12 protein-coding genes are annotated in these 13,234 nt (G+C 71.3%); 5 read left to right on the forward strand and 7 right to left on the reverse strand.

All coding sequences use genetic code 11. From position 1 onward, the window contains the following. Nucleotides 1–61: 61 nt before the first annotated feature. On the forward strand, nucleotides 62–1,843 hold the full coding sequence (locus ACTWQO_RS05645) for a serine/threonine-protein kinase (protein ID WP_443236094.1): 1,782 nt from the start codon (nucleotides 62–64) through the stop codon (nucleotides 1,841–1,843). A gap of 183 nt (nucleotides 1,844–2,026) precedes the next feature. After that, nucleotides 2,027–2,815: an FHA domain-containing protein gene (locus tag ACTWQO_RS05650; RefSeq protein ID WP_443236095.1), complete on the forward strand. Its 789-nt coding sequence runs from the start codon at nucleotides 2,027–2,029 to the stop codon at nucleotides 2,813–2,815. A 15-nt stretch (nucleotides 2,816–2,830) separates the two neighbouring features. Here ACTWQO_RS05650 and ACTWQO_RS05655 read toward each other — a convergent pair whose 3' ends face one another. After that, on the reverse strand, nucleotides 2,831–4,747 hold the full coding sequence (locus tag ACTWQO_RS05655) for a serine/threonine-protein kinase (RefSeq protein ID WP_443236096.1): 1,917 nt from the start codon (nucleotides 4,745–4,747) through the stop codon (nucleotides 2,831–2,833). Nucleotides 4,748–5,022: 275 nt separating this feature from the next. Here ACTWQO_RS05655 and ACTWQO_RS05660 point away from each other — a divergent pair, with 275 nt between their 5' ends. Together ACTWQO_RS05660 and ACTWQO_RS05665 are read left to right on the forward strand one after the other, a co-directional pair. Continuing rightward, complete coding sequence (locus ACTWQO_RS05660; RefSeq protein ID WP_443236097.1) at nucleotides 5,023–5,808, forward strand: polysaccharide lyase family 7 protein; 786 nt, start codon at nucleotides 5,023–5,025, stop codon at nucleotides 5,806–5,808. Nucleotides 5,809–6,021: 213 nt separating this feature from the next. Further along, complete coding sequence (locus tag ACTWQO_RS05665) at nucleotides 6,022–7,500, forward strand: glutamate-cysteine ligase family protein (protein WP_443236098.1); 1,479 nt, start codon at nucleotides 6,022–6,024, stop codon at nucleotides 7,498–7,500. A 5-nt stretch (nucleotides 7,501–7,505) separates the two neighbouring features. On the opposite strand, the gene ACTWQO_RS05670 is transcribed toward ACTWQO_RS05665, so the two are convergent. The 3 genes from ACTWQO_RS05670 to ACTWQO_RS05680 form a co-directional block, all read right to left on the reverse strand. Further along, nucleotides 7,506–8,618: a Gfo/Idh/MocA family protein gene (locus ACTWQO_RS05670; RefSeq protein ID WP_443236099.1), complete on the reverse strand. Its 1,113-nt coding sequence runs from the start codon at nucleotides 8,616–8,618 to the stop codon at nucleotides 7,506–7,508. After that, nucleotides 8,588–9,298, reverse strand: a complete 711-nt coding sequence (locus ACTWQO_RS05675) for a ThuA domain-containing protein (RefSeq protein ID WP_443236100.1) — start codon at nucleotides 9,296–9,298, stop codon at nucleotides 8,588–8,590. Before ACTWQO_RS05675 ends, ACTWQO_RS05670 begins: the two co-directional genes overlap by 31 nt. A gap of 111 nt (nucleotides 9,299–9,409) precedes the next feature. Further along, nucleotides 9,410–10,249 (reverse strand): class I SAM-dependent methyltransferase, encoded by an 840-nt coding sequence (locus ACTWQO_RS05680; RefSeq protein ID WP_443236101.1) that lies wholly within the window; start codon nucleotides 10,247–10,249, stop codon nucleotides 9,410–9,412. A 73-nt stretch (nucleotides 10,250–10,322) separates the two neighbouring features. On the opposite strand from ACTWQO_RS05680, the gene ACTWQO_RS05685 reads away from it, so the two are divergent. Continuing rightward, nucleotides 10,323–10,736: a helix-turn-helix domain-containing protein gene (locus ACTWQO_RS05685; protein WP_443236102.1), complete on the forward strand. Its 414-nt coding sequence runs from the start codon at nucleotides 10,323–10,325 to the stop codon at nucleotides 10,734–10,736. Here ACTWQO_RS05685 and ACTWQO_RS05690 read toward each other — a convergent pair. Genes ACTWQO_RS05690 through ACTWQO_RS05700 form a run of 3 tightly spaced genes read right to left on the reverse strand, consistent with a single transcriptional unit; the run spans nucleotide 10,721 to nucleotide 13,208 of the window. Beyond that, entirely contained in the window at nucleotides 10,721–11,719 is a 999-nt protein-coding gene (locus tag ACTWQO_RS05690) for a sugar kinase (protein ID WP_443236103.1), read from the reverse strand. The genes ACTWQO_RS05685 and ACTWQO_RS05690 overlap by 16 nt on opposite strands. Continuing rightward, a complete protein-coding gene (locus tag ACTWQO_RS05695; RefSeq protein WP_443236104.1) occupies nucleotides 11,716–12,579 on the reverse strand; it encodes an SMP-30/gluconolactonase/LRE family protein in 864 nt (287 codons plus the stop codon). The genes ACTWQO_RS05690 and ACTWQO_RS05695 overlap by 4 nt, the downstream gene beginning before the upstream one ends. Further along, on the reverse strand, nucleotides 12,576–13,208 hold the full coding sequence (locus ACTWQO_RS05700) for a bifunctional 4-hydroxy-2-oxoglutarate aldolase/2-dehydro-3-deoxy-phosphogluconate aldolase (protein ID WP_443236105.1): 633 nt from the start codon (nucleotides 13,206–13,208) through the stop codon (nucleotides 12,576–12,578). Before ACTWQO_RS05700 ends, ACTWQO_RS05695 begins: the two co-directional genes overlap by 4 nt. Nucleotides 13,209–13,234 lie beyond the last annotated feature (26 nt).

Consider the following 13,234-nt stretch of genomic DNA (forward strand, 5'->3'; position numbering starts at 1 on the left):
GGGTGAGCATGGCGGGGCGCTCTGTGACATGGCGCGCGCACGGCCGAGGGGAGAGACGCTGGTGGCAGGGGAACGGGAGCAGGTCATCGCCGGGCGGTACCGGCTGCGGCAGCGGCTGGGTTCCGGCGGTGGAGGCAGCGTGTGGCTGGCCGAGGACCAGGAACTGCGGGTGCAGGTCGCGGTCAAGGAGATCGACGTACCGCACACCTCGGAGGCCGCCCTCGGCGACCCCGCAGGCCGGGGCCGCAAGGAGGCCCTGAAGGCGGCGCAACTGCGCGAGCACCCGAACGTGATCACGGTGTACGACGTCGTGGAGGCCGACGACCGCCCGTGGATCGTGATGGAGTACCTGCCGGGGACGCGCGACCTGAGCGCCGTACTGAAGGAGCGCGCCCCGCTGCCGAGCGACGAAGTGGCCCGGATCGGCGCCGCCGCGCTCGACGCGCTGTCCGCCGGGCATCGGCTCGGCATCATCCACCGTGATGTGAAGCCCTCCAACATCCTGTTGGCGCCGGACCATTCGGGCGTCGCCGACCGCCGGGTCCTGCTCACGGACTACGGCATCTCGCTGCGGCTGCGCGAGACCCGGATCACCCAGAGCGGCATGGTCGTGGGCACGCCGGGCTATGTGGCTCCCGAGCGCCTGTCCGGCGGTGAGGCGACTGCCGCGTCCGATCTGTTCTCGCTCGGCGTCACGCTCTATGCCGCCGTCGAGGGCACCGCCCCGTTCGAGCGGGACACGCTCGACGCCACGCTCCTCGCCGCACTGAACTCGGAACCCTCCGTGCCGCAGCGGGCGAGCGATCCGCTCAGCCGCGTGATCATGGGCCTGCTGGCGAAGGACCCGGCGGAGCGTATGCCGGTCGCGGAGGCGGCCGAACTGCTCGCCGAAGCGGCAGCGACCGGGACGGCGAGCGTGCCGTTGCCCGAACCGTCCGCGAGCGAGACTCAGGAGCCCCGCACTCCCACCTCCCGTAGGCCGGCCGGGCGCACCACCGTGGTGCTGGCGCTCGCCGCCGTGCTGGTCGGCGGCGGAGGGTTCGCGCTGGGCGCCACCACGTTCCACGACACCGGGGACACCGGGAAGAAGCCCGACGTCAAGGCGAAGGCCGTCGCGACTCCCTCCCCGTCGGTCACCCGCGGCGCATACCCGTACGGCAAGCAGGTGCGGCTGCGTGAGGAGCTCACGCCGGGCCAGTGCGTGGACGCCGACTGGAAGGGCGAGGACTACCAGGGACGGCCCGGCCTCAAGCTCGTCGACTGCTACGACGACGACCCCGAGGGACAGGTCATCACCACGATCGCGGCGGACGGCACCGAGGACGCACAGGACGAGTGCACCCGGCGCACCGCGGAGCTGCGCGGCACCATGGCCGACCCGCTGCTGTACGTCCTCACGCCCGAGACCGGGCAGAGCGAGCCGCCTGCCGCGGCCTGTCTGCTCTTCCTGAAGAACGCCACGATCGGCGGCCCGCTCGGCGACTTCCGGAAGTTCGGCGACCAGGTGTACGTCACCCAGCTGGGCCGGGGGGACTGCATCAACTCCAAGGAGAGTGACGACGGTACGGTCACCGACACCCTGGTGAACTGCGACGAGCCCCACCATGAGCAGATCGTCGGCTGGACCTGGGCCTCGGGCGACGGCTCGGCGGACAGCGTCGACAAGGGAGACCTGTGCCAGGAGAAGTACGGCGTCAACTGGGCCCGCGGAAAGGGACACGAGATGTGGGGCTGGTACTCCACGGACGAGGAGTGGGAGGCCGGTTTCCGCCATGTGCTGTGCAGTGTCGCGCGGGAGGACGGCAAGCAACTCCCCGGCGGAGCGCTGAAACCGGCGTACTGACCCGTGCCGTCGCCCACGTCGACGCGTTCGTGGACGACGGTTCCGCCCCCTCCCCGGAACCGTCGTCCTGGCACGTTCCTTTTATACGGGGGAGTTTTGGGGAGGGGTCCCGGAGGTGATGCCGGATCCTGTAATTGCGCCCGTACGCGTGTCGAGAACACCCCCGATCCAAGGAGCACCGCGATGACCCTCTCCGCCAGCCTCGCGCGCGGAGTCGCGCCCACCCAGCCCGGCACGCTGCATGTGCGCTCGGTCACCGGCGACCTCAGCGCCCCGCCCCGCCCGGGCCTGACGGTCTCCTTCGGCCGTGGCGAGAAGCCGGACGTGGACCTGGGCGTCGGCGTGGACGATCTGCGGGTGAGCCGCCGGCACGGCGAACTGACGTACCGCCAGGGGTACTGGTGGCTGCGCAACATCGGACAGCAGCTCGTCCGGCTGCCCCGCGGCCGGATGATGCACCTCACCACCGAGCCGATCCCGCTCGCCACCGGCTACACGCCCCTGTTCGTGAAGGGCTCCGGCTACCGTGAGCACCTGGTCGAGCTGTATGTGGCGAGCCATGACGACCAGGGGCCGGTGTCGCGGCGGCGCGCCGAGACCGCGCGGCCGGAGACCTGGGCGCTCGACGACGACGAACGGCTGCTCCTGGTCGTGCTCGGCCAGCGGTATCTGCTCTACGAGGAGGATCCGCGCCCGCTGACCTACTCGATGGCGGCCAAGCAGCTCGCGTATCTGCGCCCGGACGCACGCTGGAACGAACGCAAGATCGAGTACCGCGTCGAGGCCGTCCGCCGCCGCCTGGACCGCACCGGCTTCAAGTACCCGCTGATGCACGACAAGGCGCAGGGCCGCCCCGCGGACAACGGCCTGCTGCACAACCTGCTCAAGGGGCTGGTCGAGTCCACGACACTCGTGCCGCCGGACCTGGACCTGATGGAGGACGAGGCGACCTGGCCGGACTCCGCGCCCTGAGCCCCGCCCTCCGTGTCAGCGCGCGCGGAGTGCCGTGGCGGCGGAGCCGGCGAGTCGGGTGGCCATCCCGCAGAGCTTGTCCGTGGAGCGCTCGCCGCCGACGTCCAGGCGCACCATCTCGGCGGCCGTCTCGGCGTCCTGGCCGCTGTACTGGCGGTACTCGACGAAGGCGGAACAGGTGTCGCCGTCGTCGCCCGGCTCGATGACCGTGCGATATCCGCTGAGCGTCACCTCGTCGGCGCCGTCCGCCGCGGACCTCGGCTGGTCACGGAAGAAGGCGATCTCCGCGTCCAGGTCGTCGACATCGCTCGACCACTCGCAGCTCCAGTCCGCGACCCCGACGACCGGTACGTCGACCTTCAGGCCGGGAACGACGGACAGCGCCTTGGTGTCAAGCAGTTCGCAGGCGTTCGCCCAGGCCAGCGACGCGCGCTTGTAGCCGGGGTCACGACGGGGGAGCGGACCCTTGTCGAGGATGTTCGCGGCGCTCTCCGCGGTCTTGGTGGCGACCGTGCACAGCGTCGCGTTGCCGCCGTTCACGGACCCGTCGCCCATGTTGACGCGGATCCCGACGAGGGTGTCCTCGGTGTCGCCGTCGGACGTCAGCAGCAGCTTGCACTCGTCGCTCTCCGCCTCCTCCTCCCGGATGCCGATCCTCCCGATGGTGCTGGAGGGCTTCGACGACTCGGGCGGCGAACCCCGGCGCAGCTGGATCGACACATCGATCCGGGTCTTGGGATCGACGGTCACGAGCATGTCGCAGCGGTCGAAGTTCCCGTAGTCCACGTCGACTTCGGCGGTGCCGAACTGGTCGAGGGCGTCCGGGTCGGCCAGGGCGCACACATCGGCGGTGTGCGGATCGCCGATCAGGGTCGACGCTTTGGCGTTCGCGGCGCCCTGCGCCGCCTGGCTCGGGCCGGCCCCGCCGGCGGCGGCCCGGCCGTCCCCGTCGTCGGGGAGGGCGACGAGCCCCAGCGCCAGCGCGGCACTGAGGCCGAGAACCGCGGCGAGCAGCCGGCGCCGCCTGTGCGGGCGCCGGGCGGTGTCCTGCGTGGTGTCCGACTCCGGTCCGGCGCCGGCGGCGACGGCCTCCAGGAGCCGCTTGACCTCGACTGCGTCGGGGCGCTGCCGGGGGTCGCGCTGCAGCATGGCGGTGAGCACGGGGTACAGCGGTCCCACGGCGTCGGCGTCCATCTCGACGACGCCCTGCTCGGCCTTCCAGTACCGCAGGCGGTCGGTGTCCTCCGAGTCCGCGCCCTCCCAGCGGTCGCCGTCCCGCTCGGTCTCGCCGCCGCGCGGGGGCGAACCGGTGATCAGCGCGTACAGGGTGGTGGCCAGGCAGAACACATCCGAGGCAGGCCGAGGCACATTCCCCCGCGCCAGCTCGGGGGCGGCATAGTCCGGGGTGAAGCTGAAGGGCCCGTTGGCCGTGATGGTGTCGGTGCCACCGACCCGGTACGCGGCCCCGAAGTCCAGCAGCTTCGCCGCACCGCGGCGGCTGAGGCCGATGTTGGCGGGTTTGACGTCGCAGTGGACGATGCCTTCTTCGTGTAACGCGGCGAGCGCGTCGGCGAGTTGGGCACCCATGCGGGCCGCCCGCACCGGAGAGACCGGGGGCAGCCGGTCCAGGCCGCCGCCGGGAACGTACTCCATGACGAACCAGTAGGTGTCCGATCCCTCGCCGTCCGCCGGGACCTTCACGACGTCGAACAGGGTCACGACGTGCGGATGGTCGCGGAACTTGGCCATGGCGCGCGGCTCGCCCAGCAGTCGTCGGACCGCGGTCTCACGGTCCTCGTCGGCCCGCTCCGGTTTCAGCGCGACGTCCTGCCCCACCACCGAGTCGTGGGCCAGCCACACGTCGCCGCTCCGCCCCGCGCCGATGACCTCCCTCAGCACATAGCGGCCGGCAAACTCGTCCCCGGAACGCACGGATCTTCCCCCTCGTTCGAGTCCAGAACGCATACGACCGCGGCCGTGCGCATAGATCGAACCTACTGCGTCGGACGGGCCGTACGCAGTGTCTACCCAGAGCCTTCATCAGTCGCACGCAAGCGTAGAGCCGATGAGAGGGAGGGAGGTGGATGGCCGGGGCTTTCGGCCATGGTCAACAGTGAAGCGGAGGCGCTTCGGGACCGGTCCCGCCGACGACACATACGGTACGGGACGGCCAGAACCGAGCATCCGAGAGAGGGAGGAAACCCTCCATGCCAAGCACTCCGACCAGCGTGCTGGCGGGCGTCGTCACGGCTGTGTCGACCGCCGCGCTCACGCTGTCCGCGCAGCCCGCCGCTCCGGCGGCCGCGCAGGAGCGGGCGGCTGCCCAGTGCACAGCTCCGTCCGACGTCCTCGACCTGACCGACTGGAAGCTGACCCTGCCCACCGGCGAGGACGAGGACCCCACCGAGATCACCCAGCCCCAGCTGAAGGGCTTCTCCGCGTCTCCGTGGTTCCGGGTCAGCGGGGACTGCAAGGCTGTCCGGTTCCGGGCCGCCGTCAACGGCGTGACGACCGGGGGCTCCAGCTATCCGCGCGCCGAACTGCGGGAGATGACCGACGGTGGCGGGGACGAGGCCGAGTGGTCCACGACGGAGGGCACCCACACGCTCGTGGTCAACGAGGCGTTCATGGCGCTGCCCAAGGAGAGGCCGTACCTCGTCGGCGCGCAGGTCCACGGCGGGGACGACGACGTCACGGTCTTCCGTCTCGAAGGCAGCAGCCTCTACATCACCGAAGGCGACGATCGCCACCATCACCTCGTCACCGACGACTATGAACTGGGTACGAGGTTCGAGGCCAAGTTCGTGGCGGAGGACGGGAAGATCGACGTGTACTACAACGGGCAGCTGGAGACCACGATCTCCCACGACGGCGACACCAACTACTTCAAGGCCGGGGCCTACACGCAGGCCAACTGCGACAACTCCGACCCGTGCAGCGACAAGAACTACGGCGAGGTCCGCATCTCCGGCATCAAGGTCACCCACTCCTGACCTCACGGTGGCGCGGAAACGAATCCCGGCGCCGGTCGACGGCGCCGGGATTCGGGCAAGCTCACCAGGTGCGCTGCCGGGATCACACTCTGTGACCGATGAGGCGGAGTGCGGCTTCCGCACGGACCGCGGCTGTGCGCTGACTGTCCGGGTTCCGCCGGAGGTGCGACGCTGGGAGCACAGGTATCCGCCGAGGGAACTCGGGAGGACACGATGGGACGTGATGTGCCGGCCCTTGTGTTCACGCGGGAGGACCGGCGTCGGTACCGGGAGAAGATGCACACCTGCCTCGATGTGCTGGCGCAGATGCTGCGCGAGTCGGCCTTCGAGAGCGAGCGCCCCCAGGTCGGGCTGGAGATCGAGCTCAACCTGGTGGACGGCGACGGGCGGCCGGCGATGCGCAACACGGAGGTCCTCCAGGCGATCGCCGACCCCGCCTGGTCGAGCGAGCTGGGCCGCTTCAACCTGGAGATCAACATCCCGCCCCGGCGACTGACGGCCGGCGGCCCCGGCGCCTGGGAACAGGCGATCCGCGACGCGCTCAACCACGCCGAGGAACGCGCCTCGGCGGTGGGCGCGCACCTGATCATGATCGGCATCCTGCCGACGCTGGGGGAGGCGGACGTGGGCGAGGCCGCCCTCTCCGGAGATCCCCGGTACCGGCTGCTCAACGAGCAGATCTTCGCGGCACGGGGCGAGGATCTGCGGATCAGGGTGGACGGCGTGGAGCGTCTGTCGATGTACGCCGACGTCATCACCCCCGAGGCGGCCTGCACCAGCACCCAGTTCCATCTCCAGGTCGACCCGAAGGAGTTCGCGGACTACTGGAACGCGGCCCAGGCCATCGCGGGCGTGCAGATCGCCCTGGCGGCGAACTCGCCCTTCCTCTTCGGCCGGGAACTGTGGCGCGAGTCCCGTATCCCCCTGTTCGAGCAGGCCACCGACACCCGCCCACAGGAGATCAAGGCCCAAGGAGTACGACCGCGCGTGTGGTTCGGAGAACGATGGATCACCAGCGTCTTCGACCTCTTCGAAGAGAACGTGCGCTACTACCCCGCGCTGCTGCCGCTGTGCGACGACGAGGACCCGCAGGAGGCGCTGGACGCGGGCGGTGTGCCGCAACTGGGCGAACTGACGCTGCACAACGGCACGATCTACCGCTGGAACCGCCCCGTCTACGCCGTCACCGACAGCGGCCCGCATCTGCGCATCGAGAACCGCGTCCTGCCCGCCGGCCCCACCGTGGCCGACATCATCGCCAACGGCGCCTTCTACTACGGCCTCACCCGCGCCCTGGTCGACGAGGACCGGCCGGTCTGGACGCGGATGTCGTTCACGGTCGCCGAGGAGAACCTCCACGCCGCGGCCCGTGACGGCATCGACGCCCGCCTGTATTGGCCCGGCATGGGCGAAGTGCCGGTCACGGAACTGGTGTTGCGGCGCCTGCTGCCGCTGGCACATCGCGGACTGGAGCTGGCCGGCATGGACGCGACGTGGCGTGAACCCATGCTGGGCATCATCGAGCAGCGCTGCGTCACCGCCCGCAACGGCGCCCTGTGGCAGGCCGAGACGGTCCACCACCTGGAGAAGGGCCACGCCTCGGACCGGCGGGAGGCGCTACGGCAGATGACGACGACGTACATGGACTACATGCACCTGAACGCGCCCGCGCACACGTGGCCCGTGGACTGACGGTCTCACCCAGCCGGGGCTCTCCTCCACTCGTCGGCGGCCGTCAGCGGAACGAGGACCGGCGGCTCCACCGAGGTCGTCAGCTCGATGCGCCGCCCCTCGGCGGACGAGCGGAGCAGGGCACTCATCGTCTCCAGCACGTGCAGGGCGAGATCACCGTTCGCGCGGGGTGCCCGCTGCCCGTCGGCGGCGATGAAGTCGAGCAGGCCGATGCCGCGTGCGCCGGCGGCGTAGCCGGCCGACGGCGGGAGTGGGCGCCACTGTGTGCCGCCGAGTTCGTGGAGCCGTACCTCGCCGTCGAAGTGGTTCGGATCCGGGACCGTGAGGGTTCCCGTCTCGCCGTGGACCTCGATCGGCGCGGCGGTGGTGGCCACGCCGTCGAAGCTCGTCGTGAGCGTGGTCAGGGCCCCACTGGCGTGCTCCAGGACACCGGAGACATGGGTGTCCACCTCGACCGGGATCCGCTCGCCCGCGCGCGGACCGGAGCCGATGACGCGCTCGGCGCGCAGCCGGCCGGCCGCCCCGATCACGGCACGCACCGGACCCAGCAGGTGGACCAGGGACGCGAGGTAGTACGGCCCCATGTCCAGCAGCGGGCCGCCCCCGGCGGTGTAGTAGAAGTCGGGGTGCGGATGCCAGCGTTCGTGCCCCGGGGTGACCATGACCGCCGAGGCGGACAGCGGGCGTCCGATGCTCCCCGCCTCCACCGCGGCCCGCGCGGTCTGGATGCCGGTGCCCAGGACGGTGTCCGGGGCGCACCCCACACCGACACCGGCCTTCGCGGCGGCCTCCAGCACGGCGTGCGCGTCGACGAACTCGGCCGCCAGGGGTTTCTCCCCGTAGACGTTCTTCCCGCGTCCGATGGCGGCCAGTGCGATCTCGGCGTGCGCGGCGGGAACCGTGAGGTTCAGTACCGTGTCCACGTCCGCGCTGCTCAGCAACTCCTCGACGGTCAGCGCCTCGACGCCGGGCCGTTCGGCGGCGACCGCGGCCGACCGGGAGGCGTCGAGGTCGGCGACCGCGGTGATGCGCACGGCGGGATGGCCGGCGAGTGTGTCCAGGTACGCCCGGGAGATGACGCCGAGCCCTATGACGCCGATGCGGTGCGCGTCGCCCACAGCATGCCCCTCTCGATGACGGTGCGGACGTTCGGGTTCTCCAGCACGTCGAGGCTGTGCCCCGGTGTCGTCACCACGATCCGCCCGGCGCCCCAGCGGCGGGTCCAGATCGCCGGCGAGGTGACCGGTCGGTCCCAGGGCTGCCACGGCCGGGTGGGATGGGTGGTGGTGGCCAGTACGTCGATGAGGTCGTCGTGGAGCACCCAGTACTGCTCGGTGCAGAGGTCGAAGTCCTCGATGCCGGCCGTGACGGGGTGCTCGCGGCCGAGTTCCGTGAGGGTGACGGTGTGGGGAAGGTAGTTGTCCTCCTGAACTCCCCGGCGTTCGCAGGGCTCCTTGCACGGGTGGGTCGCGAACTGCCCTCCCACCAGGTGGAGATAGTCGGAGGAGGCGCGGAACGAGTCGGCGATGCCGCCGTGCCAGCCGGTGAAGCCGGTGCCGGCCTCGACCGCTTCGCGCAGTCCCGACAGCTGCTCGGCGGTGATCTCCGACATCGTGATGCACTGCACGACGAGATCGGTGCCGGCCATCGCGGCGGTGTCGGCGTACACGTCGGTCGACTCCTCGATCCGGACGTCGTATCCACTGCTTTCCAGGAAGGGCAGGAACAGCTCCGTGGCCTTGACCGGCTGGTGCCCCTCCCATCCGCCTCGGACGATCAGGGCGTTCTTCCGCGTCATCTGGTTCCTTCGTCGGGCCCGTAGAACAGCGCCATCACTATGCGTCAACCACCCGTGTCCGGAAAAGGGTTGGTGGATACACGAAACATTTCGTGGTGACCGGCCCCGACGTCAGGCTCGGGCGCCGACGAACCAACAGGCCCCGGTGAAGCGGACTTCCGTGCCGTCCACAAAGGGGTCGAAGGCGGCGCGGACCGTCTCGACGACCTGTGCGCGGGTCTGTTCGTCGGCCTCGGGCAGGACCTGGCCGACAGGACCGAAGCGGGTGAAGTAAGGGACCAGTTCGCTCTCCGGCAGGACGCATTCCACGTCGACCGGCCGGATGTCGATGCCGGTCCACCCGCTCTCCTCCAGGATGCGGTGGACCCTGTCCGGGTCCGCGAAGGCGAACTGCCCCGGCTGGTCAGGTTGGCGGGCGGGGAGGTTCGGCAGGAACGGTGCCGCGGCGCGTTCGGCGGTCGTCATGAACGGATTCTCCGCGGGGCCGCGCCACACGATGCACCGCAGCTCGCCCCCGTCCCGGACGGCACGCCGGATGTTCGCGAAGGCGCGGACGGAGTCGCTGAAGAACATGACGCCGAAGCGCGAGATGACGGTGTCGAAGGTGGCCGGTTCGAACGGGTGCTCCTGTGCGTCGGCGTGGATGAAGGAGGCCGGTGTGCCCTCCCGTTCGACGCGTTCCCGGGCAGCGGTGATCATCGGTTCCGAAATGTCGACGCCGACGCAGTGGCCCTCCGGCCCGAGGCGTCGTGCGACGGCCAGCGTGGTGCTGCCGGTGCCGCAGCCGACATCGAGCACACGGCCGCCGCGCCCGGCGGCCACCGCTTCGGCGAGCAGGTCCTCATAGGGCCTGAGCAACTCGTCCAGCACCGCCTGCGCCTCGACCCAGGCGTGGCCGGAGGCCCCGCTCCAACGGGCCGCCTGGTCGTCGGTCCTGCGTGTGACGTCCATGATCGTCTCCTCTGCTTGCCTTCGTCGGGCCGGGATGACAGCGTTGTACTTCAAGTCGACTTGAAGTCAAGGGGTGACAGACCTGGACATCGCCGAAGTGGCGCACCGCGCCGGGGTCCCCGCCTCGACACTGCGCTTCTACGAGGAGAAAGGGCTGATCGCCTCGGTCGGCAGACGGGGCCTGCGCCGCCAGTACGATCCCGGCGTGCTGGAGCGCCTGGCACTGATCGCGATGGGCCGCAGCGCGGGGTTCTCGCTCGACGAGATCGCGCACATGTTCGCCCCGGACGGGCAGCCACGCATCGACCGCGAGATGCTCGCGGCGAAGGCGGACGAGCTGGACCGGAAGATCCGTGAACTGGCCGTCCTGCGTGACTCCCTGCGGCACGCCGCCGCCTGCCCCGCGCCGAGCCACATGGAGTGCCCCACTTTCCGTCGCCTCCTCAAGGCCGCCGTGTCGAGGAAGCGGGCTCAGCGACCACTGTGAATCCAGGTGTCCTGCCGCGTCCAGTCCCGCGCGGGGAGGTCGAGGAGCCGCTCGATCCGGGCGCGGTCCGGCAGCGGACCGTGGTCGCTGGTCACCCGGAGCGCGGACGCGGCGGTGATGTGCCCGAGCCGCAGTGCGCGGTGTACGTGGCCGTCCCGCAGCAGCCCGGCCAGGAATCCGGCGGCGAAGGCGTCGCCCGCTCCGACGGACTCCACCACGTCCGTGCGCGGCGCGGGCACGGTCCAGGTGTTCCCCTCGCCGAAGGCGGTGGCGGCGTGTCCGCCGTCCTTGACCACGAGAAGGCGCGGATGCGGCACGAGCCGGCGCACGTCGGCCGCCGCCAGATCCGCACCCCAGAGATCCTGTGCCTCGTCGAGCCCGACGAAGGCGATGTCGGCGCGGTCGGCCAGGTCCCGCAGTACCGCGGCTGCGGTGCCGTCGGACCAGAGCGCGGGTCGGTGGTTGACGTCGAAGCTGATGGCGTGGGGACGTTCGCCCGGCGGGGTGGCGAGCGCCCGCTCCACCAGGCTGCGGCAGGACGGCGACAGCGCCGGGGTCACGCCGGTGAGATGCACGACGGACGCCGACTTCAGCCGGTCGTCGTCCAGTACCTCGGGGCCCATGGCGGACGCCGCCGAGCCGCCGCGGTAGTAGCGGACACGGGTGCCGGTGCGGCCGGTCTCCTTGACGAGCAGGCCGGTCGGCCGGTCCGGGTCGTGGCGTACGCCGCTGACGTCGACGCCCGCCGCGCCGACGGCGGCGCGCACCCGCCGGCCGAAGGCGTCGTCGCCGAGCGCCGAGAGCCAGGCGACCGGAACCCCCAGATCGGCCAGGTACATCGCCACGTTCGACTCCGCACCCGCCACGGACACCCGCAGATCCTCGACGGTCTCCAGCGGCTCCGGCACGGCGGGAGCCAGGGCCGCCATGGTCTCGCCGATGCAGACGACGGGTCCCTCGGCCGGACCCCAGGTGCTCTTCACTCGCTCCCTCCCCGACGGTAGGAGGCCGCCGGTGTTCCCGGCACGTCGACGCGGGCGGTGAACAACGCGCCGTCCAGGGGGCCGGAAGCGGTGAGCCCCACCCGGGCCGTGGTGATGTGGAGGGTGTCCGACTCCAGGCACACACCGGCGGGCTGTCGTGCGGGCAGCCGCAGCACACGGTCGGGGCGGCCGTCGGGCAGATACCGGCGTACGGTCCCGGTGCCCCACACCGCGACCCACACGGCACCCTCGACGTCGACCACCATGCCGTCGGGACTGCCCTCGTCCAGCACGGCGAAGGTCTCAGCTGCTCCGAGACCGCCCGTCACCGGGTCGACCGTATGCCGCCGGACGATGCCCCGCGCGCTGTCGGCCAGGTACATGGTGGTGCCGTCGGCCGTGAACGCCGGTCCGTTCGGCACGGTGAGGCCGTCGAGGACGCGGACCACCGTGCCGTCGTGGTCGACGCGGTAGAGCGAGCCGGTGCCGTCGTCGGCGTCGTAGGACATGCTGCCCGCCCAGAACCGGCCGGAGGGGTCGGCGGTGGCGTCGTTCATGCGCATCGGCAGGGGAGCGCCCGACTCGGGCCGCGCGAGCCACCGTGTCGACCCGTCGGGGGCGATGAGGCAGATGCCGGTGCCCGCGGCGGCGATCCAGGTGCCGGGGGAGTCGGACACGGGGGCCACCGCCCCCAGGGGAACGGGCAGTTGGGCCAGCTGCTTCAGCGGAGCGGTGGGGTCTTCGGGGGCGGTGAGCAGGCGGCCCGCGAGGATGTCCACGAGCACGAGGGCGCCACCGGTCCAGCGGATGCCCTCGCCGAGTTCCAGGCGGTCGGGGCGGCGGACGGCGACTTCGGTCACGGCGTGGCCTTCTGTACGGCGGCACGGAAGACGCGGGCGCGCTCCCGCAGGGCGCTCACACTTCCGCCGTCGGCGGCGTCGCCGACCAGGGGTGAGCCGACGCCCACCGCGGTCGCTCCGGCCGCCAGATACGCGCGGGCGGCCGCCTCGTCGACGCCTCCCACCGGCACGAACAGCTCGTGCGGGAACGGTCCGCGCAGGGCCTTGAGATAGCCGGGCCCGCCGGCTTCGGCGGCCGGGAAGATCTTCAGCGCGGCGGCGTCATAAGCGCGCGCGGCCACGATCTCGGTCGGGGTCATCACACCGGCGAGCACCGGCATGCCCAACTCCCGTGCCGTGCACACTCCTTCGCCCAGCGCGGGGGTCACGGCGAAATCCGCGCCGGCCCGGTGCGCGGCGCGGGCGTCGTCGGCGGTCAGGACGGTACCGGCGCCGAGGGGGCGGTCGGGGCCCAGGGCCTGCCGGGCGCGTTCGATGACGGTGAGGGCGTCCTTGGCGGTCAGCGACACCTCGATCAGCTCGATGCCCTCCGCGGCCAGGGCCAGTACGGTGCTGAGCGCGGCTTCGGGGTCGTCTCCGCGCACGATGGCGACGAGGCGGTGGGTGGTCAGGGCCGCTCGCAGATCCATGAACGGGTGCTCCAATTCCAGGTGAT

Origin of the sequence: Streptomyces sp. 4N124 (assembly GCF_052245395.1) — a bacterium.
Taxonomy (GTDB): Bacteria; Actinomycetota; Actinomycetes; order Streptomycetales; family Streptomycetaceae; genus Streptomyces.